The organism is Streptomyces sp. CNT372, from assembly GCF_000377145.1.
In genome coordinates this window covers 133,339-158,026 of sequence record NZ_KB897783.1, presented here as the reverse complement: position 1 = coordinate 158,026, position 24,688 = coordinate 133,339, and the positions used below count along the sequence as shown (strand labels likewise).

20 protein-coding genes are annotated in these 24,688 nt (G+C 73.3%); 11 read left to right on the top strand and 9 right to left on the bottom strand.

Annotated elements, in window-relative coordinates:
• The first annotated feature begins 18 nt into the window (after positions 1 to 18).
• Complete coding sequence (locus tag C593_RS0117800) at positions 19 to 990, top strand: D-2-hydroxyacid dehydrogenase family protein (RefSeq protein ID WP_018848661.1); 972 nt, start codon at positions 19 to 21, stop codon at positions 988 to 990.
• A 108-nt stretch (positions 991 to 1,098) separates the two neighbouring features.
• Here the strand turns inward: C593_RS0117800 and C593_RS0117795 are convergent, their stop codons facing one another.
• Positions 1,099 to 2,310 carry a pyridoxal phosphate-dependent aminotransferase gene (locus C593_RS0117795; protein WP_018848660.1) on the bottom strand — a complete coding sequence of 404 codons (1,212 nt, stop codon included), beginning with the start codon at positions 2,308 to 2,310 and terminating at the stop codon, positions 1,099 to 1,101.
• Positions 2,311 to 2,397: 87 nt separating this feature from the next.
• On the opposite strand from C593_RS0117795, the gene C593_RS0117790 reads away from it, so the two are divergent.
• Positions 2,398 to 3,078, top strand: coding sequence for a transcriptional regulator (locus tag C593_RS0117790; protein ID WP_018848659.1), 681 nt, complete (start codon positions 2,398 to 2,400; stop codon positions 3,076 to 3,078).
• Between the two features lie 223 nt (positions 3,079 to 3,301).
• On the top strand, positions 3,302 to 3,943 hold the full coding sequence (locus tag C593_RS0117785) for a hypothetical protein (protein ID WP_018848658.1): 642 nt from the start codon (positions 3,302 to 3,304) through the stop codon (positions 3,941 to 3,943).
• Between the two features lie 153 nt (positions 3,944 to 4,096).
• Here the strand turns inward: C593_RS0117785 and C593_RS0117780 are convergent, their stop codons facing one another.
• The 4 genes from C593_RS0117780 to C593_RS0117765 form a co-directional block, all read right to left on the bottom strand.
• Positions 4,097 to 5,044 (bottom strand): sugar kinase, encoded by a 948-nt coding sequence (locus tag C593_RS0117780; protein ID WP_018848657.1) that lies wholly within the window; start codon positions 5,042 to 5,044, stop codon positions 4,097 to 4,099.
• Positions 5,041 to 5,952: a pseudouridine-5'-phosphate glycosidase gene (locus C593_RS0117775; RefSeq protein WP_018848656.1), complete on the bottom strand. Its 912-nt coding sequence runs from the start codon at positions 5,950 to 5,952 to the stop codon at positions 5,041 to 5,043. The genes C593_RS0117780 and C593_RS0117775 overlap by 4 nt, the downstream gene beginning before the upstream one ends.
• 172 nt (positions 5,953 to 6,124) lie before the next feature.
• Entirely contained in the window at positions 6,125 to 7,372 is a 1,248-nt protein-coding gene (locus C593_RS0117770) for an MFS transporter (protein WP_020610344.1), read from the bottom strand.
• A 193-nt stretch (positions 7,373 to 7,565) separates the two neighbouring features.
• Complete coding sequence (locus C593_RS0117765; RefSeq protein ID WP_018848654.1) at positions 7,566 to 8,096, bottom strand: methylated-DNA--[protein]-cysteine S-methyltransferase; 531 nt, start codon at positions 8,094 to 8,096, stop codon at positions 7,566 to 7,568.
• Between the two features lie 300 nt (positions 8,097 to 8,396).
• Here C593_RS0117765 and C593_RS0117760 point away from each other — a divergent pair, with 300 nt between their 5' ends.
• The 6 genes from C593_RS0117760 (at position 8,397) to C593_RS0117735 (ending at position 16,820) form a co-directional block, all read left to right on the top strand.
• Positions 8,397 to 9,290 (top strand): MHYT domain-containing protein, encoded by an 894-nt coding sequence (locus C593_RS0117760; protein ID WP_018848653.1) that lies wholly within the window; start codon positions 8,397 to 8,399, stop codon positions 9,288 to 9,290.
• Between the two features lie 150 nt (positions 9,291 to 9,440).
• Positions 9,441 to 11,564, top strand: coding sequence for an excinuclease ABC subunit UvrB (gene uvrB, locus C593_RS0117755; protein WP_018848652.1), 2,124 nt, complete (start codon positions 9,441 to 9,443; stop codon positions 11,562 to 11,564).
• A 130-nt stretch (positions 11,565 to 11,694) separates the two neighbouring features.
• Positions 11,695 to 12,273 (top strand): TerD family protein, encoded by a 579-nt coding sequence (locus C593_RS0117750; protein ID WP_018848651.1) that lies wholly within the window; start codon positions 11,695 to 11,697, stop codon positions 12,271 to 12,273.
• A gap of 249 nt (positions 12,274 to 12,522) precedes the next feature.
• Positions 12,523 to 14,586 carry a TerD family protein gene (locus C593_RS0117745; protein WP_018848650.1) on the top strand — a complete coding sequence of 688 codons (2,064 nt, stop codon included), beginning with the start codon at positions 12,523 to 12,525 and terminating at the stop codon, positions 14,584 to 14,586.
• A gap of 221 nt (positions 14,587 to 14,807) precedes the next feature.
• Positions 14,808 to 15,836: a TerC/Alx family metal homeostasis membrane protein gene (locus tag C593_RS0117740; RefSeq protein WP_026277800.1), complete on the top strand. Its 1,029-nt coding sequence runs from the start codon at positions 14,808 to 14,810 to the stop codon at positions 15,834 to 15,836.
• Positions 15,837 to 16,016: 180 nt separating this feature from the next.
• Positions 16,017 to 16,820: an alpha/beta fold hydrolase gene (locus C593_RS0117735; RefSeq protein WP_018848648.1), complete on the top strand. Its 804-nt coding sequence runs from the start codon at positions 16,017 to 16,019 to the stop codon at positions 16,818 to 16,820.
• A 217-nt stretch (positions 16,821 to 17,037) separates the two neighbouring features.
• Here C593_RS0117735 and C593_RS31050 read toward each other — a convergent pair whose 3' ends face one another.
• The 4 genes from C593_RS31050 to C593_RS0117715 form a co-directional block, all read right to left on the bottom strand.
• The gene (locus C593_RS31050) at positions 17,038 to 17,910 is read right to left on the bottom strand and encodes a hypothetical protein (protein ID WP_018848647.1); all 873 of its coding nucleotides are present in this window, start codon (positions 17,908 to 17,910) and stop codon (positions 17,038 to 17,040) included.
• Between the two features lie 620 nt (positions 17,911 to 18,530).
• Positions 18,531 to 18,833 (bottom strand): DUF6342 family protein, encoded by a 303-nt coding sequence (locus C593_RS0117725; protein WP_018848646.1) that lies wholly within the window; start codon positions 18,831 to 18,833, stop codon positions 18,531 to 18,533.
• A gap of 278 nt (positions 18,834 to 19,111) precedes the next feature.
• Positions 19,112 to 19,768, bottom strand: a complete 657-nt coding sequence (locus C593_RS0117720; protein WP_026277799.1) for an MBL fold metallo-hydrolase — start codon at positions 19,766 to 19,768, stop codon at positions 19,112 to 19,114.
• Between the two features lie 71 nt (positions 19,769 to 19,839).
• The gene (locus tag C593_RS0117715; protein ID WP_018848644.1) at positions 19,840 to 20,523 is read right to left on the bottom strand and encodes a maleylpyruvate isomerase family mycothiol-dependent enzyme; all 684 of its coding nucleotides are present in this window, start codon (positions 20,521 to 20,523) and stop codon (positions 19,840 to 19,842) included.
• A gap of 195 nt (positions 20,524 to 20,718) precedes the next feature.
• On the opposite strand from C593_RS0117715, the gene uvrA reads away from it, so the two are divergent.
• Together uvrA and C593_RS0117705 are read left to right on the top strand one after the other, a co-directional pair.
• Complete coding sequence (gene uvrA, locus C593_RS0117710) at positions 20,719 to 23,715, top strand: excinuclease ABC subunit UvrA (RefSeq protein ID WP_018848643.1); 2,997 nt, start codon at positions 20,719 to 20,721, stop codon at positions 23,713 to 23,715.
• A 440-nt stretch (positions 23,716 to 24,155) separates the two neighbouring features.
• A complete protein-coding gene (locus C593_RS0117705; RefSeq protein WP_018848642.1) occupies positions 24,156 to 24,584 on the top strand; it encodes a Rieske (2Fe-2S) protein in 429 nt (142 codons plus the stop codon).
• Positions 24,585 to 24,688: the final 104 nt, after the last annotated feature.

The following is a 24,688-nucleotide window of genomic DNA, read 5'->3' as shown; positions in this document are numbered from 1 at the left end:
CGGGTACGCTCGGCTCCCATGACCCTGCGCTGCGCCGTGCTCGACGACTTCCAGGGGGTCGCCCTCACCCTCGCCGACTGGAGCGTCCTCGGCGACCGCGTCGAAGTCCGTTCCCACCAGGAGCACTTCACCTCCGAGGACGCCCTGGTGCGGGAGGTCGGCGACTGCGAGATCCTCGTCGTGATGCGCGAGCGCACCCCGGTCACCGCGTCGCTCCTGGCCAGGCTGCCCCGGCTGCGGCTGCTCGTCACCTCCGGGATGCGCAACGCCTCGATCGACCTGGAGGCGGCCTCCCGTCACGGAGTCACCGTCTGCGGCACCGCCAGCAACTCCGAACCGCCGGCCGAGCTGACCTGGGCGCTCATCCTGGGCCTCGCCCGTCATGTCCCCGCCGAGAACGCGGCCCTGCGCGAGGGCGGGCCCTGGCAGTCCACCCTCGGCATGGATCTGCACGGCGCCCGGCTCGGCCTGCTGGGCCTCGGGAAGATCGGCGCGCAGGTCGCCCGGGTGGGCCGGGCGTTCGGTATGGAGGTCATGGCGTGGAGCCGCCACCTCACCGACGAACGGGCCGCCGAGCACGGGGCGGTCCGGGCCGGTTCCCTCGGCGAGCTGCTTGAGCGGTCGGACGTCGTCTCCGTGCATCTGCAACTCAACGACAGGACCCGCGGGCTGATCGGGGCCGACGAGCTGAAGCGGATGCGCCCGACCGCGTACCTGGTCAACACCTCGCGCGCCGCCATCGTCGACCAGGCGGCCCTGCTGGACGCCCTGCGCGAGGGGTGGATCGCGGGAGCGGGGGCGGACGTCTTCGAGCACGAACCCCTGCCCGCGGACGACCCTCTGCGCACCGCGCCCCACTTCCTCGGGCTGCCCCACCTCGGCTATGTGACCGGACGCAACTACCGGGGCTACTTCCGTGAGGCGGTCGAGGACATCGCGGCCTACCTGGCCGGCGACCCCGTCCGCGTCCTCGTCGCCCCGGCGGCTTGAAACCGGCCCGGCGGCTTGAAACCGGGCCTGACCGCCTGAAACCCGGCCCGGCGGCTGGAAACCCGGCTGCCGAGCCCCCCGGCCGAGCGGCCCGCGCCCCGGCAGCGCCTACTGCCGGTAGCCCTTGAGGAACCGTCCGATCCGGCTGATCGCCGCGTCGAGGTCGTCCGCGTACGGGAGGGTCAGGATCCGGAAGTGGTCCGGGCGCGGCCAGTTGAACCCCGTGCCCTGCACGACCTGGATCTTCTCCCGCAGCAGCAGGTCGAGCACGAACTTCTCGTCGTCGTGGATCGGGTACACCTTCGGATCCAGCCTCGGGAACGCGTACAGCGCGCCCTTCGGCTTCACACAGGAGACTCCCGGGATCTCGTTCAGCCGCTGCCAGGCCCGCTCACGCTGTTCGTGGAGCCGCCCGCCGGGGGCGACCAGCTCCCGGATGGACTGCCGTCCGCCGAGCGCGGCCTGGATGGCGTACTGCGCGGGCGCGTTGGCGCACAGCCGCATCGAGGCCAGCATCGTGAGCCCCTCCAGATAGCTCCGGGCGTGGTGCCGCGGGCCGCTGACGACGAGCCACCCGGAGCGGAACCCGGCGACCCGGTAGGTCTTGGACAGCCCCCCGAAGGTCAGCACCACGAGGTCGGGGGCGAGGGTGGCGGTGGGGTGGTGGACGGCGTCGTCGTAGACGATCTGGTCGTAGATCTCGTCGGCGAAGACCATCAGCTGGTGGCGCCGGGCCAGTTCGAGGATGCCCTCGACCACCTCGCGCGGGTAGACGGCGCCGGTGGGATTGTTGGGGTTGATGATCACCACCGCGCGCGTCCGGTCGGTGATCTTCGCGGCCATGTCGTCCAGGTCCGGGTACCAGTCCGACTCCTCGTCGCACAGATAGTGCACGGCCCTGCCCCCGGCGAGCGTCGTCACCGCCGTCCAGAGCGGGAAGTCCGGTGCGGGGATCAGCACTTCGTCGCCGTCCTCCAGCAGGGCCTGGACGGCCATGGAGACCAGTTCGGAGACTCCGTTGCCGAGGAACACGTCGTCCACGTCGATGTCCGCGAGGCCCATCGCCTGGTAGCGCTGGACCACGGCGCGACGGGCGGAGAGGACGCCCCGGGAGTCGGTGTAGCCGTGTGCCTGCGGCAGCATCCGGATCATGTCCTGGACGATCTCCTCCGGCGCCTCGAAGCCGAAGAGGGCCGGATTGCCGGTGTTCAGCCGCAGGACGCTGTGGCCTGCCTCCTCCAGCGCGTTGGCGTGCTCGATCACCGGGCCGCGGATCTCGTAGCAGACCTCGCTGAGTTTGCTCGACTGCCGGAACTCCATGCCGTGGCCTCCCAGGACTGAAATGGCGTACTTGGTTTTACCAAGTAGAAGCTTGGAAAGTCCAACAACATGTCTAGACTGCGTCGTATGCCACGTCAGACCCGCCGCCGGAGCTACGACCAGTACTGCGCCGCAGCCCGCGCCCTCGATGTCGTCGGAGACCGCTGGACGCTGCTCGTCGTACGGGAGTTGCTGGCCGGACCCCGCCGCTACACCGACCTCCACGCGGATCTGCCCGGCGTCAGCACCGACGTCCTGGCGGCGCGACTCAAGGACATGGAACAGACGGGCCTCGCGACGCGCCGCCGACTGCCGCCTCCCGCCGCCGCCTCGGTGTACGAACTCACCGCCCGCGGGCGGGCGCTGCTGCCCGTGCTCGACGCGCTCGCCGGCTGGGGCGCTCCCGAACTCGGCGCGCCCCGGCCCACGGACGCGGTGCGGGCGCACTGGTTCGCCGTGCCCCTGCTCGGCCTGCTGGCGGCGGGAGCCCCGGTCGACGGCCGGTCCGGGGTGGTCGAGGTCCGGGTCGACGAGGGCGTCTTCCATGTGCGGCTCGGCGCGGTGGCGGACGCGGACGGGCCCTACGGGGACGGCCCTGCCACGTCGCCCGGCGCGGTGCTGACGCTCGACACAAAGACATGCCGGGAGCTGATCGCCGGTGAACTGACCCTCGGGGAAGGTGTGGGCGCCGGCCGGATCAAGGCCGAGGGCGACGCGGCCCTCATCGGCGCGGCCCCTGATCCGGCCCCTGCCCCGACCCCGGCCTGAGGAGCCTGAGCGGCCCGGGCGGCCCTACGGCACCGGGTCCCGGCGGTCCTGGCCCTGGCCGGGTCCCCGGCGACCCGCCTCGGCCCCGGGCCCGGCGACCTGCCTCGGCCCGGGGCCCGGCGACCCGCCCCCGGTGGCACACCCCGGCTGCCCGCGCACCCGCCGTCCGTCCGTCCGGGCAGCCCCCGGCCCACCCACCCCCGCCCCGGGCGATGATGGAGCCGTGCGAGTCGAGCCGATCACCTGGGACCTGCTGGCCGCCCGGATCGCGGAACGCCTCCGGGACGCGCGGCCCGCCGATGACGGCCCCTGGCTGCGCGTCGGCGTCGACGGCGCCCCTGCCGCCCGTCCCGGCGAACTGGCCGCGCGCATCGGCGAGGAACTGCGCCTGGCCGGGCACGGCGTCCTGGTCGTCGGCACCGACGGCTTTCTGCGCCCCGCCTCACTGCGGTACGAGTACGGGCGCGAGGACCCGGACACCTACTACGGCGGCTGGTTCGACACGGGCGCCCTCTGGCGCGAGGTGATCGGTCCGCTGGACGCCGACGGGGACGGCCGCGTCCTGCCCGACCTGTGGGACCCGGCCACCGACCGGGCCACCCGCTCCCCGCGTGTCACCCTGCCGCCGGGCGGAGTGCTGCTGCTGCACGGGCCGTTGCTGCTCGGGCACTGGTTCCCGTTCGACCTGACCGTGCATCTGCGGCTCTCCCCGGCCGCCCTGGAGCGCCGGACCCCGCAGGACGAGCGCTGGACCCTGCCCGCCTTCGCCCGCTACGAGTCGGAGACCGACCCGGAGCACTCGGCCGATGTCGTGGTCCGCGCCGACGATCCCCGCCGCCCGGCCTGGACCGGTCTGCCGACCTGAACCGGTCTGCCGACCTGAACCAGCCTGTCGGCCTGGACCGGCCTGGACCGGCCTGGACCGGCCTGGACCGGCCTGCCGACCCGCGATCGCGGCCTGCGACCGGCCAGGGCCGCTCAACCACCGACCGCGCCGTCGCCCCGACCCGCCCGGCGCTCAGCCGCCCGGTTCCACCGACTCCGCCCGCCCGGGCCTCCCGCCCACCACGGCGACCGCCCGCGCCCCCGCCCGGCAGCCCTCCCGCGCCGCGGACGTGGCGTCCGCGCCCCGCAACCGGGCGGCGAGGAACGCCCCCGTGAACGCGTCGCCCGCGCCCGTCGAGTCCACCGCCCGGGCGGGCACCGCCGGGACCCGGGCGGTGACCCGGCCCGACTCCGCGACCAGCGCCCCCTGCCCGCCCAGGGTGACGACCGTGAGCCGTGCGGTCCGGCTGAGCCGGACCGCCGCCTCGTACGGGTCCGGCAGGCCGGTCAGCAGGCGCGCCTCGTCCGCGTTCGGGAGGAGCACATCCGTGCCGTCGAGAGCGGCCAGCAGCCGGTCGGGCCCGCGCTCGGCGATGAATCCGGCCGACGCGGGGTCCACGCTCACCGGAATGCCCCGCTCCCGGGCCGAGCGCATCGCGCGGTGGGCCGCCTCCGCACTGCTGTCGGCGAAGAACAGATAGCCCGACAGGTGCAGATGTCCGACGCCCTCCAGGAGTTCGGGTGCCCAGTCCGTGCGGGACAACCGCAGAACCGCCCCGCTGTCAGTGAGAAAGGTGCGCTCGGCCGATCGGTCGACGAGCGCGATGACCGTCGCCGTCGGCGCCTCCGCGTCCGGTACCAGCAGCGGGCGCACGCCGGCCGACCGCAGCCGCTCGGCGTGCCAGGCCACGTCCGCCGCCCCGGTCCGGGCGAGCAGCCGGACGTCCTCGCAGCCGCGTTCCGCCGCCCAGCAGCACACATTGGCCCCCGCGCCGCCGGGCACGATCCGGATGCGCGCGGCGGTGTCCGTCCCCGTCGCCAGTGGCGCCTCGTACCGGGCCACCACGTCCGTGACGACATCGCCGACGACGAGCAGCCCGCGCGCGTCCGTGCCGCGGGTCGAGCCCTGGCCGGGGGTCACGCGTAGGCGGCGGCGATCCGGGCCGCCAGCACGACGTTCCCGCGCACCGCCGCGAGGTTGGCCTCCAGGGACGCGCCCTCCGTCCAGCGCGTCAGCCGCTCCAGGAGGAACGGGGTGACCGCCTGGCCGGTGATCCCCGCGCCTTCCGCCTCCGCCAGCGCCCGCGCCAGCACCCGGTCGTGCAGCTCCGGGTCCAACTGGTCGGCCACCGGCACCGGGTTGGCCACCACCAGGGCCGCGCGCGGCGCGCCCAGCAGGTCCTGCGCCCGCATCACGGCGGCGACCTCCTGCGGGGTGCGCACGGTCCAGTCGACCGGTTCCCCGGAGGAGGCGAGGTAGAACCCGGGGAAGTGATCGGTCCCGTAGCCGAGGACGCCCACGCCCAGCGTCTCCAGCCGCTGGAGTGTGGCGGGCACGTCCAGGATCGACTTGACGCCCGCGCAGACCACGGTCACCCCGACCCGGGCGAGGAGGCGCAGGTCGGCGGACTCGTCCTGGGTGTCGGTCCAGCCCCGGTGGACGCCGCCGAGTCCGCCCGTCGCGAAGACCCGGATGCCGGCGGCCTCGGCGGCGAAGGCGGTGCCCGAGACGGTCGTCGCGCCGCTCGCACCGGCGGCCAGGGCGGGCGCCAGGTCGCGGTGCCCCAGCTTGCGCATCCCCGGATCGCTCGCGACGCGCTCCAGGCCGGACTTGTCCAGGCCGACATGGAGCCGGCCGTCCAGGACGGCGACGGTGGCGGGCACCGCGCCCTGCGCCCGTACCAGTTCCTCCAGTTCGTGCGCGACCTCCTGGTTCCGGGGCCGCGGGAGGCCGTGCGCGATGATCGTCGACTCCAGGGCGACCACGGGGGCGCCGGAGTCGAGGGCCGTGCGTACCTCTGCGGAGACTTCTGCGGCGGTGTTCGGCATGTCTCATCCCTGGCACGGCGGCACGGCACCCAAACACCCGCCGTCCCTGACCCGGCGGCCTTCGGACACCCCCGCGCGGTAGGGGTGTTGCCCCTGCGCCGGAGTACGCGGAGAGGCGCGTGTCCCTGCGCCCGCCGGGTGGCCAGGGGCGCGCGTCGCGGGCCTCGGGCCCTCAGTCGCGGGCGGTCGCCCGGTGGATCGCCAGCGCGGCCATCGGCAGCAGCAACAGTGCCCCGACCGCGTTCAACCACCCGTATCCCGCCTGCGCGACGATCAGTCCGGACGCCGCCCCGCCGATGCCCGCCGCCGTGTTCATCGTCAGGTCCGACAGGCCCTGCGCCGCCGCCCGGGAGGGCTGCGGGACGGCGTCGGTGAGCAGCGCGGAGCCGGCCACCAGCCCGGCCGACCAGCCGAGGCCCAGCAGGAACAGACCGAGCGCGGTGCGGGTGTGGTCGGCCCCGGCCGTCCCGGCGAGCAGCGCCGCGACGGCCAGCAGGCCGGCCGCGAGACCGATCACCGAAAGCCTGCCGATCCGGTCGGCGAGCCAGCCCATCAGCGGGGAGAAGGCGTACATACCCGCGATATGGCCGCTGATGACCAGGCCGATGAGCTGGATGTCCGCCCCGTGGTGCCCGAGTGCCACGGGCGTCATCGACATGATCGACACCATCGCCGTGTGCGAGACCGCGACCGTCACCAGGGCGAGGCGCGCCGTGGGGGAGGCGCGTACGGCCGCGAGACCGGCCCGCAGGGAGCGCCCGGCCGGCGAGTGGTCCTCCGGTGCCAGCGCACGCGCCGTGAGCAGCGGGTCGGGACGCAGCAGCACCAGCACCAGGACCGCGGCGGCCAGGAAGACCCCGGCCGCCCACACGAAGGGGCCCGCGGCGGCGGGGACGCCGAGTCCGGAGACGCTGTCGCCCGCGGGTGGGGCGATGTTCGGGCCGAGGACCGCGCCGATCGTCGTGGCCCACACCACCAGGGAGATGGCTCGCGCCCGGCGTTCCGGTTCGGCGAGGTCCGCCGCGGCGAAGCGCGCCTGGAGATTGGCCGAGGAGGCCGCCCCGAATCCGGCCATCCCGGCCAGCAGCAGCGGGAAGTTCCCGATCACGGCGGCGAGCACGACGACGCCCGCCCCGAGCGCGCCGACGAGGTAGGCGAGGGCGATGCCCGGGCGCCGCCCGCGGGCGGTCATCAGCGCGGCCATCGGCACCGAGAGGACCGCCGTACCCGCCACGGTTGCCGTCGGCGCGAGACCGGCGAGCGCCTCCGTGCCGCTGACCTCCTGGGCCAGGACTGTGGCGAGCGCGATGCCGGTCGCCACACCGAGTCCGCCGAGGATCTGGCCCGCGACGAGCACCGCGTTGATCCGCCGTCGCAGCGCGGGCAGGTCCGCGGCCGCCACGGACGGGGCGTCGAGCACCGCCCCGGAAGCGTCGTGGAGGGTGCCGCCGGGGGTGTCAGGGGCGTGGTGTGCGTCGGGTGCGTCGGGCCGGAGAGTCACCGACGCAGTGTGCCAGCACCCCACCACCACGGGAACGGGCCGGTGCCCGGCCGCCGGGCCTGGCAGCGGCGGCAGCGCCGCCCTCTTGCCGTCGGAGCAACGGCTCCCGCCGTCAGAACAGCGGTTCCGGCAGCACCCCCTCCAGCGCGAGCAGCCGCCGCTTGGTCTCCCGGCCGCCCCCGAAGCCGCCGAGCCCGCCGTCCGTCTCGACGACCCGGTGGCACGGCACCACCACCGGCAGCGGGTTGGAGCCCATCGCCGCGCCGACCGCCTGGGCCGCGCCCGGCTGGCCGACCCGCGCGGCGAGGTCCCCGTACCCGACTACGGTGCCGTACGGGGCGGCGGCCGTCAGCTCGCCCAGCACCTGGCGGTTGAAGCCGCCGGAGAGGGACCAGTCCAGTGGGAGGTCGAACTCCCGCAGCCCACCCCCGAAGTACGCCCGGAGCTGGCGTATCGCCTCCGTGAGCCGGCCGGAACCGGAGTGGACCGGCTCCGCACCGAGCCGGTCCGCGAGCTGTGCCACCGCCCGGTCGCGGACCGCCTCGTCCGCGTGGAAGACCACGGTGACCAGCCCCTCGCCGCTCGCGGCGAGCAGCAGCGGCCCCACGGCGGTGTCCAGGACGTCCCATTCGAAGGTGCTCATGAACCCACGGTAGGACCCGGCACCGACAGCGGGCCGGGGCGTGCGGCTGCCTCCGGCGGCCGTGCGGGCGGGGACAGTCGAGAACCAGCCACCGCGGGCATCCGGGCAGGCACGCGGTGTCGCCGGGGGCCCGAGCTGGCCGCCCGACGCCGTCCCCCCGTTTCCAACCGTCCCGCGGGGTCGTAGTCTCGCCCGAAACGGACGCCATCAGCGATCGCGGGGATCGCCGGCGGAGCGCGGGGACCGGGACGGACGGGGCCGGGGGACGCAGGGGAAGCACGCGGGGCGGAAGGCGTACGGATGCAGGGCACGGTGGACGGATTCGAGTACGGGCTGGTCACCCCGGTGGTGGCCTATCTGATGGCCTGCCTCGGCGCGGCCCTCGGGCTGCGCTGCACCACCAGAGCCGTCCGCCGCGGCGGACGGCAGCGGCCGCTCTGGCTCGCGCTCGGCAGCGCCGCCATCGGCTCCGGGATCTGGACCATGCACTTCGTCGCGATGATGGGCTTCAGCGTCGCCGAGGCCCCGATCGGCTACGACCGGGCCACCACCTTCGCTTCACTGGCCGTGGCCGTCGTGATGGTGGGTGTCGGGATCTTCGTCGTCGGGCGCCGTCGCGCGACCGTGATGGCGCTGGTCACCGGCGGTATGCTCACCGGCCTCGGCATCGCGTCGATGCACTACCTCGGAATGGCCGGAATGCGCTTGCGGGGGACTCTGGAGTACAACACGTTCCTCGTCGCGCTGTCGGTTCTGATCGCGGTGGTCGCCGCGACCGCCGCCCTCTGGGCTGCCGTGTCGCTGCACGGGCTGCGCACGACCCTGGCCGCGAGCCTGGTGATGGGTGTCGGGGTGAGCGGGATGCACTACGCGGGCATGGCCGCCGTGAGCGTCCACCTCCACCCCGCGACCGGGCCCGGCGACGCGGGGGAGCCGGCCACCACCCTGCTCGCGCCGGTCCTGGTCGGCCCGGTGGTCTTCCTGCTGCTGGCCGCCGTCGTGGTGCTGTGGGACCCCTTGCTGGTGACGGGCGGCGCGGACGCCCGCGACGACCGGGCGGAGGAGAACCGCCGCCCGGGCATCCCCGCCCAGCGCACGGCGCAACCGCCCCCGGGGCGCGCGGCCTGGGCCGCCGACGCCGCCCGCCGCCACGGCTACGGCGAACCGTCCGACCGCCCGGGCCACGACTACTGACCCCGGCCCCGCTCGCGCGGCATCCACCGGCGCCCCGCCTGCTGCCGCCGGGCCCGGAGCCCACCCCCACCCCCGCCCTGCCCCCGGCCCCGCCCTGCCCCCGGTGCTTCTCCGCGCCCGTTGTCGGTGGCGGGTCGTACCGTGGAGACCATGCGGCCCGTTTCCAAGATCGAACGTTCGGTGGCGCCCTTCGAGGTCGTCAGCTCCTACCAGCCCAGCGGCGACCAGCCGACGGCCATCGCCGACCTGGAGCGGCGCATCCGCGCGGGCGAGCAGGACGTCGTCCTGCTCGGCGCCACCGGCACCGGCAAGTCGGCGACGACGGCGTGGATGATCGAGAAGCTCCAGCGCCCCACCCTGGTGATGGCGCCGAACAAGACCCTGGCCGCCCAGCTGGCGAACGAGTTCCGCGAGCTCCTGCCGAACAACGCGGTGGAGTACTTCGTCTCGTACTACGACTACTACCAGCCCGAGGCGTACGTCCCGCAGTCGGACACCTACATCGAGAAGGACTCCTCCATCAACGAGGAGGTCGAGCGCCTGAGGCACTCCGCGACGAACTCGCTGCTCACCCGCCGCGACGTCGTGGTGGTCGCCTCGGTCTCCTGCATCTACGGCCTCGGCACCCCGCAGGAGTACGTGGACCGCATGGTCCCCCTCACGGTCGGGGACGAGATCGACCGCGACCAGCTGCTGCGCCGCTTCGTCGACATCCAGTACACACGCAACGACACCGCGTTCCAGCGCGGCACCTTCCGGGTCCGCGGCGACACCATCGAGATCTTCCCGGTGTACGAGGAACTGGCCGTCCGCATCGAGATGTTCGGCGACGAGATCGAGGCCCTCTCCACCCTCCACCCGCTGACCGGCGAGATCCTCAGCGACGACCGGTCCCTCTACGTCTTCCCGGCCAGCCACTACGTCGCCGGCCCGGAGCGCATGGAGCGCGCGGTCAACGACATCGAGGCCGAGCTGGAGCAGCGCCTCGCCGAGCTGGACAAGCAGGGCAAGCTGCTGGAGTCCCAGCGGCTGCGCATGCGCACCACCTACGACATCGAGATGATGCGCCAGATCGGCTCCTGCTCCGGCATCGAGAACTACTCCCTCCACTTCGACGGCCGCGACCCGGGCTCCCCGCCCAACACCCTCCTCGACTACTTCCCCGAGGACTTCCTGCTGGTCATCGACGAGTCCCATGTCACCGTCCCCCAGATCGGCGCGATGTACGAGGGCGACGCCTCCCGCAAGCGCACCCTGGTGGACCACGGCTTCCGGCTCCCCTCCGCCCTGGACAACCGGCCGCTGAAATGGGAGGAGTTCACCGAGCGGGTCGGTCAGACCGTCTATCTGTCCGCCACGCCCGGCGCCTACGAACTCTCCCGCTCGGACGGCCATGTGGAGCAGATCATCCGCCCCACCGGCCTGGTCGACCCCGAAGTCGTGGTCAAGCCGACCGAGGGCCAGATCGACGACCTGGTGCACGAGATCCGGCTGCGCACCGAGAAGGACGAGCGGGTCCTCGTCACCACCCTCACCAAGAAGATGGCCGAGGACCTCACCGAGTACTTCCTCGAACTGGGCATCCAGGTCCGCTACCTCCACAGCGACGTCGACACCCTGCGCCGGGTCGAGCTGCTGCGCGAGCTGCGGGCCGGCGAGTACGACGTCCTCGTGGGCATCAACCTCCTGCGAGAGGGCCTGGACCTCCCCGAGGTCTCCCTGGTGGCCATCCTCGACGCCGACAAGGAGGGCTTCCTGCGCTCCGGCACCTCCCTGATCCAGACCATCGGCCGCGCGGCGCGCAATGTCTCCGGCCAGGTCCATATGTACGCGGACAAGGTCACGCCCGCGATGGAGAAGGCCATCGACGAGACCAACCGCCGCCGCGAGAAGCAGATCGCGTACAACACCGAGCACGGCATCGACCCGCAGCCGCTCCGCAAGAAGATCAACGACATCGTCGCGACCATCGCGCGCGAGGAGATCGACACGGAGGAACTGCTCGGCACCGGCTACCGCCAGGCGAGCCCCGAGCGGGCCGGCAAGGGCGGCAAGGCCCCGGTGCCCGCGCTCGGCGGCCGCACCGGCGGCAAGAAGGGCGAGGTGCTCACCGACCGCCCCGCGTCCGAACTGGCCGCGATCATCGAGGAGATGACCGACCGGATGCGCGCCGCCGCCGCGGAGCTGCAGTTCGAGGTGGCGGCACGACTGCGCGACGAGGTGGGGGAGTTGAAGAAGGAGCTGCGCCAGATGAAGGAGGCGGGGCTCGCCTGAGCCGCGCCCGGACGGTGTGTTGCAAGACCGACACAAATTCGGGCGGACGGTGCTGCACCGCCGTCACCACTCGTAGGGTGCAGGTCAACCGCGTAGGAAAGCGGTGGCAATCCGAAGAAGGGGACAGCGCGTGACGGTCAACATGACCAAGGGCCAGGCCATCAGCCTGCAGAAGAGCGACGGGGGCACCCTCACGGCTGTGCGGATGGGGCTCGGCTGGCAGGCGGCGCCTCGCCGCGGTCTGTTCGGCTCGCGCACCCGCGAGATCGACCTGGACGCGTCGGCGGTGCTCTTCGCCGACAAGCAGCCGGTGGACGTGGTCTTCTTCCGCCACCTCGTCAGCGACGACGGCTCGGTCAAGCACACCGGTGACAACCTGGTGGGCGGCGCCGGCTCCGGCGGCGACGACGAGGCGATTCTCGTGGACCTCCAGCGGGTCCCGGTCCACATCGACCAGATCGTCTTCACGGTGAACTCCTTCACCGGCCAGACGTTCCAGGAGGTGCAGAACGCCTTCTGCCGCATCGTCGACGAGACCAACGGCCAGGAGCTGGCCCGCTACACGCTCGACGGCGGCGGCCAGTACACGGCCCAGATCATGGCCAAGGTGCACCGCGCCGGAAGCGGCTGGAAGATGACGGCCCTCGGCAACCCGGCCAACGGGCGCACCTTCCAGGACCTGATGCCGGCGATCCTGCCGCACCTGTAGGCGCCACCGGCCCCGGCACCCGGGGCCGCGGACCCGCAGCTCCCGGAGGCAACGGCCGCCGGGAGCTGCACCGCTTGCCCGCCCGCGTCCCCGCACGACGCGGCGCCCCCACAGGCACCACACGGCACCGCGCCACAAGCGCCACCCGCACCGCAGCACCACCAGCACCGCACCGCAGCACGGCACCGCACCACTCCACAGAGCGCACCACACGGCACGACACGGCAGAGCACCGAGGGGACACCGAGCATGACGGCCGAGCTGGTCCGGGGGCAGAACCACCCGCTGCCCCACACCCGACTGGACATCCGGGTGTCCGCGGCCCACCCGGTCATGGCCTGCGTCTCCTGTGTGGACGCCGGCGCCACCGCCCGCCCGGAGTGGATCGCCCACCCCGGCTCCCCGGCCCTGCCCGGCGTCGAGGTCCCGTCCTCGGCGGACCGGACACCCCGCTACGGCCTCGATCTGGACGCCCTCCCCGGCGACGTCCACCAGGTCAACGTGCTGCTGGCGCTGACCGGTTCGGGCGCCCCCGACCGCTTCGGCGCGACGGCCGCGCCCTTCGTCGCCGTGTCCGGCCGGGGCGGCGAGGAGATCGCCAGCTTCACCGTCACCGACCTCGACTCGGAGACCGCCGTCGTCGCCGTCGAGGTGTACCGCCGCCAGGGCGCCTGGAAGGTCCGCGCGGTGGGCCAGGGCTACGACGGGGGCCTGGCCGCCCTCCTGGCCGACCAGGGCCTGACGGCCGCCCTCGCCCAGGACCTCGCCGCCGCCGCCCGGGCCGCGGTGGCCCCCGCCGCCCCGCGCACCGAGCCCGCCCGGGTGCACACCCGGCCCGACCAGGCCGGCCCGCCCCAGGCCGCGCCCGCCTCGGCTCCGTCTCCGTCTCCGTCTCCGTCCTCGGCCCCGTCACCGGCGACGGGCGGGGGCGCCGTCGGCCGGCCCGGCGACCCGGCACATCCCGCCACCCCCGCCCGCGACGGCGGTCTGTCCGTGCCCGCCGCCCAGGCAGCCGCCGCCTCGGCCGGGAACCCGGCCCCCGGCGACTCCGCCACCGCCCCGACGGACGGACCGCAGGTGCCCTCCGGCGGCCCCATCGACTACTCCCACCCCCGCCGCCAGACCGGCGCCCCACCCGTACCGCCGCCCGCCCCGGGCCCCGCCGAGCCAGGCCGCCCGGCCGCGCCGGTGGCCGGCGACGCCACCGGCTGGTCCATGGAGGAGCGCCTCTACAACCAGGTCTGGGGCATGTTCGAGGACCTGGCCCGGACCGTCGCCGCGTACCGCAGCGCGCTGGAGTTCGCCGAGAACCGGATGGACAAGGAGCTGGACCAGGCCCTGTCCGACCCGCGCAGCCGTATCGGCAGCGGCGGCGACGCGGCCCGGGCCGCCGCCCGCGCCCAGTACCAGGAGCTGGCCGACCAGGCCCGCCAGGTTCTCGACCGCGACCTGGCCCAGCTGACCGCCGAGTCCGAGGTCGTCGAGCCCGCCCTCCCCGCCGCCTACGCCCGCTGGGACAACCCCGTCTGGCACGCCTACCGCGTCCCCATGGAGATCCCCATGGCCCTGCGGATAGGCGACATCCATCTGCCGGAGAGCCCCCGGCTCAGGCTGCCCCTGCTGGTGCGCCTGCCGCTGGAGCGGGGGCTGTGGGTCGACAGCGGCCGCTCCAGCTCCGACGCCGCCCTGGCGATGGACGAGGGCGCCCTGCGCAGACAGGCGGCCGAGACGGCGGTGGCGCTCGCCGCCCGCCTGATCGCCGTCTACCCGCCCGGCGAGTTCACCGTCCATGTCGTCGACCCCGCCGGCTCGGCCTCCGCCGCCCTGGCCCCACTGGTGGACTCCGAGGTGCTGGCCGCACCCCCGGCCGCGGGCGCCGCCGGTGTGCAGTCGGTGCTCGCCCGGCTCACCGAGCGGGTCGACCTGGTGTCCATGGCCCTGCGCGGCGGGGCCTCCGACGCGCTGCCGCCGGATCTCGACCGGGCGGAGCAGCTCCTCGTCGTCAACGACTTCCCGCACGGCTTCGACGACCGGGCCGTCAACCAGCTCCGCTACCTCGCCGACGAGGGCCCGTCCGTTGGCGTCCATCTGATGATGGTCGCCGACCGCGAGGACGCGAGCGCCTACGGCCCGGTCCTCGACCCGCTGTGGCGCTCCCTGCTCCGGATCACACCCGTGCCCGACGACCACCTCGCCGACCCCTGGGTCCGCCACGCGTGGACGTACGAGCCGGCCACCGTGCCGCCGGGCAGCGGTGTGCTGCGGGAGGTGCTCGGCCGGGTGACGGCCGCCCGGCGGTCCTGGGGGCGCTGAGCGCCCCTCCCACCTGCGGTTTTACCCTTTTCTTTACCTTTCCTTGGCTGTACCTGTACTGTTCGTCGCAGCGGAGGGGAGTACTCCCGACTCGCGGCGTGCCCGTCAGTACGGACCGACAGAGAGGTCCCGGGGCGTCGGCCCGCGCGCGCGAGCGCCGGGTGGAGGAGACCTCCGGCAGCGACGACGCTGATCAGTAGCCGTACGACGCCGGAGGCGCAGTGGACGTTTCATTCAACGTGTGGTTGCTCACGATTCTCGGTCTGAGCGCCCTCATCGCGGTCGACTTCTTCATCGGGCGCAAGCCCCATGACGTGTCGATCAAGGAAGCGGGCATCTGGTCCGTGATCTGGATCGCCCTCGCGATCTTCTTCGGGCTGGGCCTGCTCTTCATGGGCGAGACCCAGGCCTCCGGCGAGTTCTTCGCCGGCTTCATCACCGAGAAGTCCCTCAGTGTGGACAACCTCTTCGTCTTCGTCCTGATCATGGCGAAGTTCTCGGTGCCCTCCCACCTCCAGCAGCGGGTGCTGCTGATCGGCGTCCTGATCGCCCTGGTGCTCCGCGCGATCTTCATCGCGGCCGGCGCCGCGATCATCGCCAGCTTCTCGTGGGTCTTCTACATCTTCGGCGCGTTCCTCATCTACACCGCCTGGAAGCTGATCCAGGAGGCCCGCGCGGACGAGGAGGAGGACGAGTTCGAGGAGAACCGTCTCCTCAAGTCGATCGAGAAGAAGTTCGGCGTCGCCGACCGGTACCACGGCACCAAGCTGTTCATCCAGGTCAACGGCAAGCGCGTCCTCACCCCGCTGATGGTGGTCATGCTGGCCATCGGCACCACCGACGTGCTGTTCGCGCTCGACTCGATCCCCGCGATCTTCGGCCTGACCCAGGACCCGTACATCGTGTTCACGGCCAACGCCTTCGCGCTGATGGGCCTGCGCCAGCTCTACTTCCTGATCGGCGGACTGCTCAAGAAGCTGGTCCACCTCAGCTACGGCCTCTCGGTGATCCTCGGGTTCATCGGCGTCAAGCTCGTGCTGCACGCGCTGCACGAGAGCGGCGTCCACGTCCCGGAGATCTCCATCCCGTTCTCGCTGACGGTCATCTGCGGCGTCCTGGTGATCACCACGATCACCAGCCTGATCGCCTCCAAGAAGCAGGCCGAGCGGGAAGCCGCCGAGGCGGCCGTCTCCGGTGCCACCGACGGCGGTCCCGAGGACGGCGCGAAGAAGGACAGCGTCGAGGCCTGACAACCGGCGCCCCGGACCCCGGCGGGACGGACCTCGTGTCCGCCCGTCCGGGGTCCTTCCGCGTTCCTTCCGTGCTCCTTCCGTGCTCCTTCCGTGTTCCGTCCGTCTTCCGTGGCCGGCCCGGCGGCGGGGCGGCCACCGGGGGACCACCAGTCCTCCCGGGCCGCGGCTCCGAATACCGTGGACAGACCTTCCGCCGGCCCGGGCCACCGGGCGGCACCGGACGCCACCGAGGACGTGACCGCCATCGCCATCCGACCGCAGCCCCGCGCCGACGAGCGGCCCGCCCTTGTCCTCGACCGCGCGGAGCCGGCGCCCCGGGCGGCCGTCCTCGTCCTGCACGGCGGCCGGGCCGACGGCCTCGGGCCGCCGACCGCCGTCAACCTCCCCGGCCTGCGGATGCGCCCCTTCACCGCCGCCCTGCTGCGCGCCACCGCCGGGCAGGGCGTCGCGGTCGGCCGCGTCCGCTACCGCCACCGGGGCTGGAACGGCGCCCGCGCCGACGCCGCCCGGGACGCCGAACGGGCCCTCGCGGAGCTGGCGGCGGCCACCGGCCCCGTCCCGGTGGTCCTGGTCGGGCACTCCATGGGCGGCCGGGCCGCCCTCGCCGCGGCCGGCCGGCCCGGCGTCCGGGGGGTCGTGGCGCTCGCCCCCTGGTGCCCCGACGGCGAACCGGTGGACCACCTCGCGGGCCGGGACCTCGTCCTTCTGCACGGCGACCGGGACCGGATCACGGATCCGGAGGAGACTTGGCGGCTCGCCGCCCGGGCCCGCCGGGCGGGCGCGCGGACCTGCGCGCTGCGGATGCCGGGCGGCGACCACCCGATGCTGCGGGACGCGGGCGCCTGGCACACCCTGACCACCCGGCTGGTCACGGGGCTGCTGGGCTTCACGCCCCTCCCGGAGCAGGTGGCCCGGCGGCTCGCGGACACCGGCCCGGCGGACACCGGACCGGCCGACGCCCTGGCGCTGACCGAGGGCTGAAGGGCCCGGGGCCGTACGAGAGCCGGCCCGACCCCAAGACGTCGACCGCTCTCGCTTCGGCTTCGAACGGGTGCGGCCGTGGACTGCGACGGCCGGCTGTTCTGGGCCGGTCGGGCTGCTGTCGAACGTCGAGTGCGGCAACTGCTGTCAGCCACGCGCATGGATGAGGCCCCCGGACGCAGGTGGCCGTGTCGCGTCCGGGGGCAGGGGGGAAGGGTCAGATGCTGGCGCAGACCGCGGCGGCGTTGCTGATGGCGGCGGGCTGGGAGGGCTCGCGGACGGAGGTCACCCAGCGGTAGCCGTTGGCGGAGTCGACGACGGGACGGCTGGCGCTGACGACCGCGGTGTTGTAGCCCCCGGGTCCTCCGCTGAGGACGGCCTTGCCCTGGGGGCAGGTCACGGTGAGCCGGTTGGGGTTGGGCGTCTGGGCCACGGGGATTTCGACGATCTCGTATCCGGGAAGAGGGTTCGCGCAGATCGCGTTGACCGACAGGCCGACCGAGTTCTCGGCGAGGGACCGCCCGCTGGCCGTCCACGAGTAGTACGGAACCTTCTGGGCCGGGATGGGGACGCTGAAGCGGAGCGTCGCACTGGATCCCCGGGCTTCCGCTCCGCCTCCCACGACGACCTTCCCCGACGGGCAGGCGACCTCGCGCGCGTCGCCGTTGGAGATGTTGGCGGAGGGTACGTTGACGATCTGGTAGCCGGGCAGGGCGGCGCTGTCGACACAGACGATGTGTCCGGTCACGGTCACCTGGCTCTGGTCCTGCTGGCGCGCCACGATGTTCCACCGGTAGGAGCCGTTGACGTAGCTGGGGAAGCTGCCGACGAGCAGACCGTTGGGGCCCTCGGCTTCGCCGCCGCCGCCCGCGACGACCTTCCCCGCCGGGCAGCTCAGATACACGCGGGTGAAGTTGTCCACGGTCGCCCTGCCGTTGATCACCTGGTAGCCGGGCAGGGCGGCCGCGGCCGCGACGGCAGGGCGGGCGGGCTTGGCGGGTTCCGCCTGTCCGGGCGTGGTGGCACTCGCAACGGTGGCGAAGGCGAGGGCGGTCACGGCGAGCAGGCGCCGTACTGTCGTGATCTTCATGGAGGACCGTTCCTGACGTCGAAGAATGCGGACCGCGTCGCGCGGCTCCGACCCGGAGGGCGGGTACGGGCGGCGCACACGGACCACGGCGTGCGAAGGGCGTCCCGTAAACCGGGGCGCAGACTGCTGTGTAGTCCCCCGCAGCCAGGGTCGGGCGCCGTATCGTCGCCCACTCGCCCATCTGGCCGCACTCCATCACCCGGCGAAACGCTTACTCCGGTCGCGTACCAACCCCTGCCCCCGACCGTGCCCTGCGCGCCCTGTGACCCGGCCGCGGCGGCGGCCGCGCGTTCCGCTGATCACGCGCCGGACGGCCTCTTGGGGCGTCGAGGCTCGTGAGACGCGGCGGTGCCCTCGATCATCACGTAGCGCGGGCCTGCTGCCTCGCGCAGGAAGACCCCGGAGCACTTCGGGTCCGCGGTCCTTGGGCAGGTGGTCGACTCGGCGGCGTACCTCGGGGTGACCCTGCGGGTACGGCCGGTCAACGGATTCCCGGACACGACAGGGGCCCGCGCGACCGGGGTCAGGTCGCGCGGGCCCATGCGCTGTGCGGGTGGGAGACAGGCCGGCTCACTGGGGTGTGCGGCCCTGTCGGCCCCGTGGGGAGGGGCGGGCACCTCCTAGTAGCGGAGGTCCTTCTGCTCGGTGATCAGGCGTCCGGCGATGTGCAGGTTCCCGTCCGAGTCGAGCACCGCGATGATCTTCTTCGTCGAGCCGTGATGGGTCGTGAAGTAGATCTTGTCGGCCTCCTGGGAGGTGGAGTAGTTCGTGTTCACCGAGAGCTCGATGCTCACCGGCGAGCTGATGAGCACGTCCTTCTTCTTGGGCGCGTTCGGGTAGACCTGGTTCTGCCGGAGCCTCACGCGTCCGTGGGTGTCCCCCTCGTCCCAGTCCGTCGCCACTCCGAGATCGATGTCAGGCATGCGACTCCCCCTTCGAGTTCAGTGAACGGGCCTTCGGCCCGGGGCGCCGAGGAGCGCCCGAGCGCAAGGCCGAATCTAGGCGGACAGTGCGCGCAGCGTCGCGGAGAGTGCTGAAGGTGACTGGTTTTGTGCCTGAACCGTCTCGAATCAGCGTTCAGGCCACTCGAGGGCGGAAACGCCCGGAAATCGTCGTGACAGCCGAGGGGAGTCGGCTGCGCCGGCGTTCTCGCGGACGCCGGCGCGCACGGATGCGATCCGCTGCCCGGGATGTGCTGTGACTACCAGCCCCGGGCGCGCCACTCCGCGAGGTGGGGGCGCTCCGCGCCGAGGGTGGTGTCCCTGCCGTGCCCGGGGTACACCCAGGTCTCGTCGGCCAGCGGCCCGAACAGCTTCTCCTCCACGCCGTCCAGCAGGCTGACGAACGCCACCGGGTCCTTGTGGGTGTTGCCGATCCCGCCGGGGAACAGGCAGTCGCCGGTGAAGACGTGCGGGTGGCCGTGGGGGTCGTCGTAGACCAGCGCCACCGAGCCCGGGGTGTGGCCCACCAGGTGGCGGACGGTCAGCCCCACCCGGCCCACCCGGACCGTGTCGCCGTCCTCCAGCAGGACGTCCGTCGCAACCGGGATGCCCTCGGCGTCGTACCGTCCGGCGCAGGTCCGGGCGCCCGTCGCCGCCACGACCTCGGCCAGCGCGCCCCAGTGGTCGGCGTGGCGGTGGGTCGTGACGACCGTGGCGACCGAGCCCTCGCCGATGAACCGGAGCAGGGTGGCGGGCTCGGCGGCGGCGTCGATGAGCAGTTGCTCGCCGGTGGCCCGGCAGCGGAGCAGATAGGAGTTGTTGTCCATCGGGCCGACGGCGACCTTGGAGATCATCAGATCGGCCAGCTCGTGCACATCCGCAGGACCGCCGACCCTCACCGCTCCGCTGTATGTCATGCGTCTCAGCCTATCGCCGCCCCCGGCGGCGGCCCGAGCACCCGCAGGGGCCGCAGCCGGGGGCTCGCCGGCTACAGCGGGGGCAGGGCCGGCAGCGGGCCCCCGGCCGTCTTCAGGGCCGCCCCGTCACGGCGGCCGGCGAGCCAGCCGACCACGTCCGCGGGGGAGCCGGTGACGGTCACCTCGCCGCCCTGGGTGCCCCCGGTCCGCCACTCCCCGCGCTCGGTGACGATCCGCGTCGGCGGCACGTCCGCGTGACCGGTGAAGCGCTCCGCGAGGAACGCCGTCTCGCGGTCCGTGAACTCCTCCGGGAGGTCCTCCAGCTCGTAGCCGACGTCCAGGTCGACGTGGTGGAGCTCGACCTCGACGAGCCGGCGGAACGGGATCCGGGCGGCCCGGTCGGTGACCCCGTTGCGCAGCTCGACCGTGCGCCCCCAGTCGTTCTGCGCCGCGGCCACGGAGTCGAAACGGGCCGCACTCCCGCCCAGGTCGTCGAGCTGGGCGGCCACCGGACGGGGTGCGTCGCGCTCGATGTCTGCCTCCCGGGCCTCGCCGCTGACGTACATCGGCCGGTCCTGGAGAACATTCACGAGGGCGTCGGCGTTACGTGAGAGATGGGCCAGTACGTGGCCCCGGCTCCAGCCGGGGAGGCGTGACGGCGCGGCCGCCCCCGCGTTGTCGATACGGGCGGCTGCGTTCAGCAGCCGGTCGGTCGCCTCACGTACAGAGGCCAGGTCATGCACATGGTCGATCATGCGCCTGACGATAGCCGCGCCACACGATCGGGTGAAGCGGGTGCGGAGCGTCCGTAAATCGAATGTGCGTGCTATAGGCTCGATGGAGGCATCCTTGAAAGTCAGGCATGCAGCTTCCTGGCGGCCCCCGCGTTCCGACAGCAGTCCGGGACGGGGGCTGTGCCTCCGCTTCTCTCAAGAAAGGTGCGGACCGGCGTGGCCGACCGTCTCATCGTGCGTGGCGCGCGCGAGCACAACCTGAAGAACGTCTCGCTCGACCTCCCGCGCGACTCCCTCATCGTCTTCACCGGGCTGTCCGGGTCGGGCAAGTCGTCCCTCGCTTTCGACACGATCTTCGCCGAGGGGCAGCGCCGCTACGTCGAGTCGCTCTCCTCCTACGCCCGGCAGTTCCTCGGCCAGATGGACAAGCCGGACGTCGACTTCATCGAGGGCCTCTCCCCGGCCGTCTCGATCGACCAGAAGTCGACCTCGCGGAACCCCCGCTCCACGGTCGGCACCATCACCGAGGTCTACGACTACCTCCGGCTCCTCTTCGCCCGGATCGGCAAGCCGCACTGCCCCGAGTGCGGCCGGCCCATCTCCCGCCAGTCGCCGCAGGCGATCGTGGACAAGGTGCTGGCGCTGCCCGAGGGCAGCCGCTTCCAGGTCCTCTCGCCGCTGGTGCGCGAGCGCAAGGGCGAGTTCGTCGACCTCTTCTCGGACCTCCAGACCAAGGGGTACAGCCGGGCCCGGGTCGACGGGCAGACCGTCCAGCTCGCCGAGCCGCCCGTGCTGAAGAAGCAGGAGAAGCACACCATCGAGGTGGTCGTGGACCGCCTCACCGTCAAGGAGAGCGCCAAGCGCCGGCTGACCGACTCGGTGGAGACCGCCCTCGGGCTCTCCGGCGGCATGGTCGTCCTCGACTTCGTCGACCTCCCCGAGGACGACCCCGAGCGCGAGCGGATGTACTCGGAGCACCTCTACTGCCCGTACGACGACCTGTCGTTCGAGGAGCTGGAGCCCCGTTCCTTCTCGTTCAACTCGCCCTTCGGCGCCTGCCCGGACTGCACCGGCATCGGCACCCGTATGGAGGTCGACCCCGAGCTGATCGTCCCGGACGAGGACAAGTCCCTCGACGAGGGCGCGATCCACCCCTGGTCGCACGGCCACACCAAGGAGTACTTCGGGCGCCTGATCGGCGGGCTCTCCCAGGCCCTCGGCTTCCGCACCGACATCCCGTGGGCCGGGCTGCCCGCCCGCGCCAGGAAGGCCCTGCTGCACGGCCACAAGACCCAGGTCGAGGTCCGCTACCGCAACCGCTACGGCCGCGAGCGCGCCTACACCACCCCCGCCTTCGAGGGCGCCGTGCAGTTCGTCAAGCGGCGGCACTCCGAGGCCGAGAGCGACTCCAGCCGCGAGCGCTTCGAGGGGTACATGCGCGAGGTGCCCTGCCCCACCTGCGAGGGCACCCGCCTCAAGCCGATCGTGCTCGCGGTCACCGTGATGGAGAAGTCCATCGCCGAGGTCTCCGCGATGTCGATCAGCGACTGCGCCGACTTCCTCGGCCGCCTCCGGCTGAACGCCCGCGACAAGAAGATCGCCGAGCGGGTCCTCAAGGAGGTCAACGAACGGCTGCGCTTCCTGGTCGACGTCGGCCTGGACTACCTCTCCCTCAACCGCGCCGCGGGCACCCTCTCCGGCGGCGAGGCCCAGCGCATCCGGCTCGCCACCCAGATCGGCTCCGGCCTGGTCGGCGTGCTCTACGTGCTGGACGAGCCCTCCATCGGCCTGCACCAGCGCGACAACCACCGGCTCATCGAGACGCTGGTCCGGCTGCGCGACATGGGCAACACCCTGATCGTCGTCGAGCACGACGAGGACACCATCAAGGTCGCGGACTGGGTCGTCGACATCGGCCCCGGCGCGGGCGAGCACGGCGGCAAGGTCGTCCACTCGGGGACCTTGAAGGAGCTGCTGCGCAACAAGGACTCGATGACCGGCCAGTACCTGGCGGGGAAGCGGTCCATCCCCACCCCGGAGCTGCGCCGGCCCGTCGACCCCTCGCGCCGCCTCACCGTCCACGGCGCCCGGGAGAACAACCTCCGGGACATCGACGTCTCCTTCCCGCTCGGCGTCCTCACCGCCGTCACCGGGGTCTCCGGTTCGGGCAAGTCGACCCTGGTCAACGACATCCTCTACACCCACCTCGCCCGCGAGCTGAACGGCGCGAAGTCGGTGCCCGGGCGCCACACCCGGGTCGACGGGGACGACCTGGTCGACAAGGTCGTCCACGTCGACCAGTCGCCCATCGGCCGCACCCCGCGGTCCAACCCGGCCACGTACACGGGTGTCTTCGACAACGTCCGCAAGCTCTTCGCGGAGACCATGGAGGCGAAGGTCCGCGGCTATCTGCCGGGGCGCTTCTCCTTCAACGTCAAGGGCGGCCGCTGCGAGAACTGCTCGGGCGACGGCACCATCAAGATCGAGATGAACTTCCTGCCGGACGTGTACGTCCCCTGCGAGGTCTGCCACGGGGCGCGCTACAACCGCGAGACGCTGGAGGTGCACTACAAGGGCAAGTCCATCGCCGAGGTGCTGGACATGCCGATCGAGGAGGCGCTCGACTTCTTCGAGGCGGTGCCGACGATCTCCCGCCATCTGCGCACCCTCAACGAGGTCGGCCTCGGGTACGTCCGCCTCGGGCAGCCCGCCCCGACGCTCTCCGGCGGCGAGGCGCAGCGCGTGAAGCTCGCCTCGGAGCTCCAGAAGCGATCCACCGGCCGCACGGTCTACGTCCTGGACGAGCCGACGACCGGTCTCCACTTCGAGGACATCAGCAAGCTGATCACGGTCCTCTCGGGGCTGGTCGACAAGGGCAACACGGTGATCGTCATCGAGCACAACCTCGATGTGATCAAGACGGCGGACTGGGTCGTGGACATGGGTCCCGAGGGCGGCAGCGGCGGCGGCCTGGTGATCGCCGAGGGCACCCCGGAGGAGGTCGCGGGCGTCCCGGCCAGCCACACCGGCAAGTTCCTCCGGGACATCCTGGACGCGGACCGCATCAGCGACGCGGCGGCGGCACCCGTGCCCGCGCGGGGTGGCCGGGCGCGCAAGACGGCCGCGGGCGGGGCGAAGGGGGCGGCGAAGGCCGCCACCGGCACCAGGAAGTCGACGACGGCGGCGCGCACCCCGCGCCGGGGCAAGGCCTGACGCTGGGCGGGGCCGGGCCCACCCCCGGCCCCGCCCCGCGGCCGGGCCCACCCGGCCGGACGACGTGCGCCCCGGGCCCGCAACCGCGCCGGGTGCTCCTGCGGACCGGGCCGTGCGCGCGCCCGGCCGCTTCCGCGCTCCGGCCGGGCCGCGCGCACGGTGACGTGGACAGCCGGGCCCCGGCCCGCGGCCGGTCCCCTCGCAGGGGTGTGTCCGCACCCCTGCCGACCCGCCCCCGACCCGCCACGGCGGCCCGCCCCCGACCCGCCGCCCGGCGCGGACCGGGCCGGGACCGGCCCTGCCGCGACGCCCCCCGCGAGCGGCCCCCGGCAGGGACGGCCGACCCGGTCCCGAGGGGTCCGGTCTGCGCCGGTATCGTCGGGGCCGTACCACCTGGGCCGCGTTCCACGCGGCCCGGCGCGACGACCTGTGGAGTCCCCATGCCCGGCCAGCCGACCGCCCGCCGCACCGTCCTGAAGGGCGCCGCCCTCGCCGGGGCGGCCGGCCTCGGCGCCGCCGCCTGCTCCACGGAGTCCAAGGTCGGCCACGCCCAGGTGCCCACCCCCACCGCGCCGGTCGACCTGGGCGCCGCCGACGCGGTCCCGGTCGGCGGCACCCGGCTCTACCGCGAGCAGCGCCTCCTCGTGCACTGCCCGGCCGAGGGCGAGTACACGGCGTTCAGCGCGCAGTGCACCCACGCCGGCTGTGTGCTCGACAAGGTGGAGGGCACCGAGGGCAACTGCCCCTGCCACGGCAGCCGCTTCGACGTCACCACCGGCAAGGCGCTCAAGGGCCCGGCCACCGTGCCCCTGCCCGCCGTCCCGATCCGCGCCGAGGGCGGCCGGCTCGTCGCGGGCCCGGAGGCGTAACCCCGTCCCGACCCCGCCCGGTGCCGCCAACCCCGTCCGCACCGGCCGAACTCGCTGGTCATGTCCCTGCCGTGACGGGCCCCGCGCTGTCCGTGCCCGCCAGT

Excerpts from the sequence above, each read along its gene's own strand:
- C593_RS0117705 (WP_018848642.1), top strand. The coding sequence starts at position 24,156 with ATGCCCGGCCAGCCGACCGCCCGCCGCACCGTCCTGAAGGGCGCCGCC.
- C593_RS0117800 (WP_018848661.1), top strand. The coding sequence starts at position 19 with ATGACCCTGCGCTGCGCCGTGCTCGACGACTTCCAGGGGGTCGCCCTC.
- C593_RS0117725 (WP_018848646.1), bottom strand. The coding sequence starts at position 18,833 with ATGCCTGACATCGATCTCGGAGTGGCGACGGACTGGGACGAGGGGGAC.
- C593_RS0117720 (WP_026277799.1), bottom strand. The coding sequence starts at position 19,768 with ATGACATACAGCGGAGCGGTGAGGGTCGGCGGTCCTGCGGATGTGCAC.
- C593_RS0117775 (WP_018848656.1), bottom strand. The coding sequence starts at position 5,952 with ATGCCGAACACCGCCGCAGAAGTCTCCGCAGAGGTACGCACGGCCCTC.
- C593_RS0117795 (WP_018848660.1), bottom strand. The coding sequence starts at position 2,310 with ATGGAGTTCCGGCAGTCGAGCAAACTCAGCGAGGTCTGCTACGAGATC.
- C593_RS0117745 (WP_018848650.1), top strand. The coding sequence starts at position 12,523 with ATGACGGCCGAGCTGGTCCGGGGGCAGAACCACCCGCTGCCCCACACC.
- C593_RS0117765 (WP_018848654.1), bottom strand. The coding sequence starts at position 8,096 with ATGAGCACCTTCGAATGGGACGTCCTGGACACCGCCGTGGGGCCGCTG.
- C593_RS0117760 (WP_018848653.1), top strand. The coding sequence starts at position 8,397 with ATGCAGGGCACGGTGGACGGATTCGAGTACGGGCTGGTCACCCCGGTG.
- uvrB (WP_018848652.1), top strand. The coding sequence starts at position 9,441 with ATGCGGCCCGTTTCCAAGATCGAACGTTCGGTGGCGCCCTTCGAGGTC.
- C593_RS0117715 (WP_018848644.1), bottom strand. The coding sequence starts at position 20,523 with ATGATCGACCATGTGCATGACCTGGCCTCTGTACGTGAGGCGACCGAC.
- C593_RS31050 (WP_018848647.1), bottom strand. The coding sequence starts at position 17,910 with ATGAAGATCACGACAGTACGGCGCCTGCTCGCCGTGACCGCCCTCGCC.
- C593_RS0117790 (WP_018848659.1), top strand. The coding sequence starts at position 2,398 with ATGCCACGTCAGACCCGCCGCCGGAGCTACGACCAGTACTGCGCCGCA.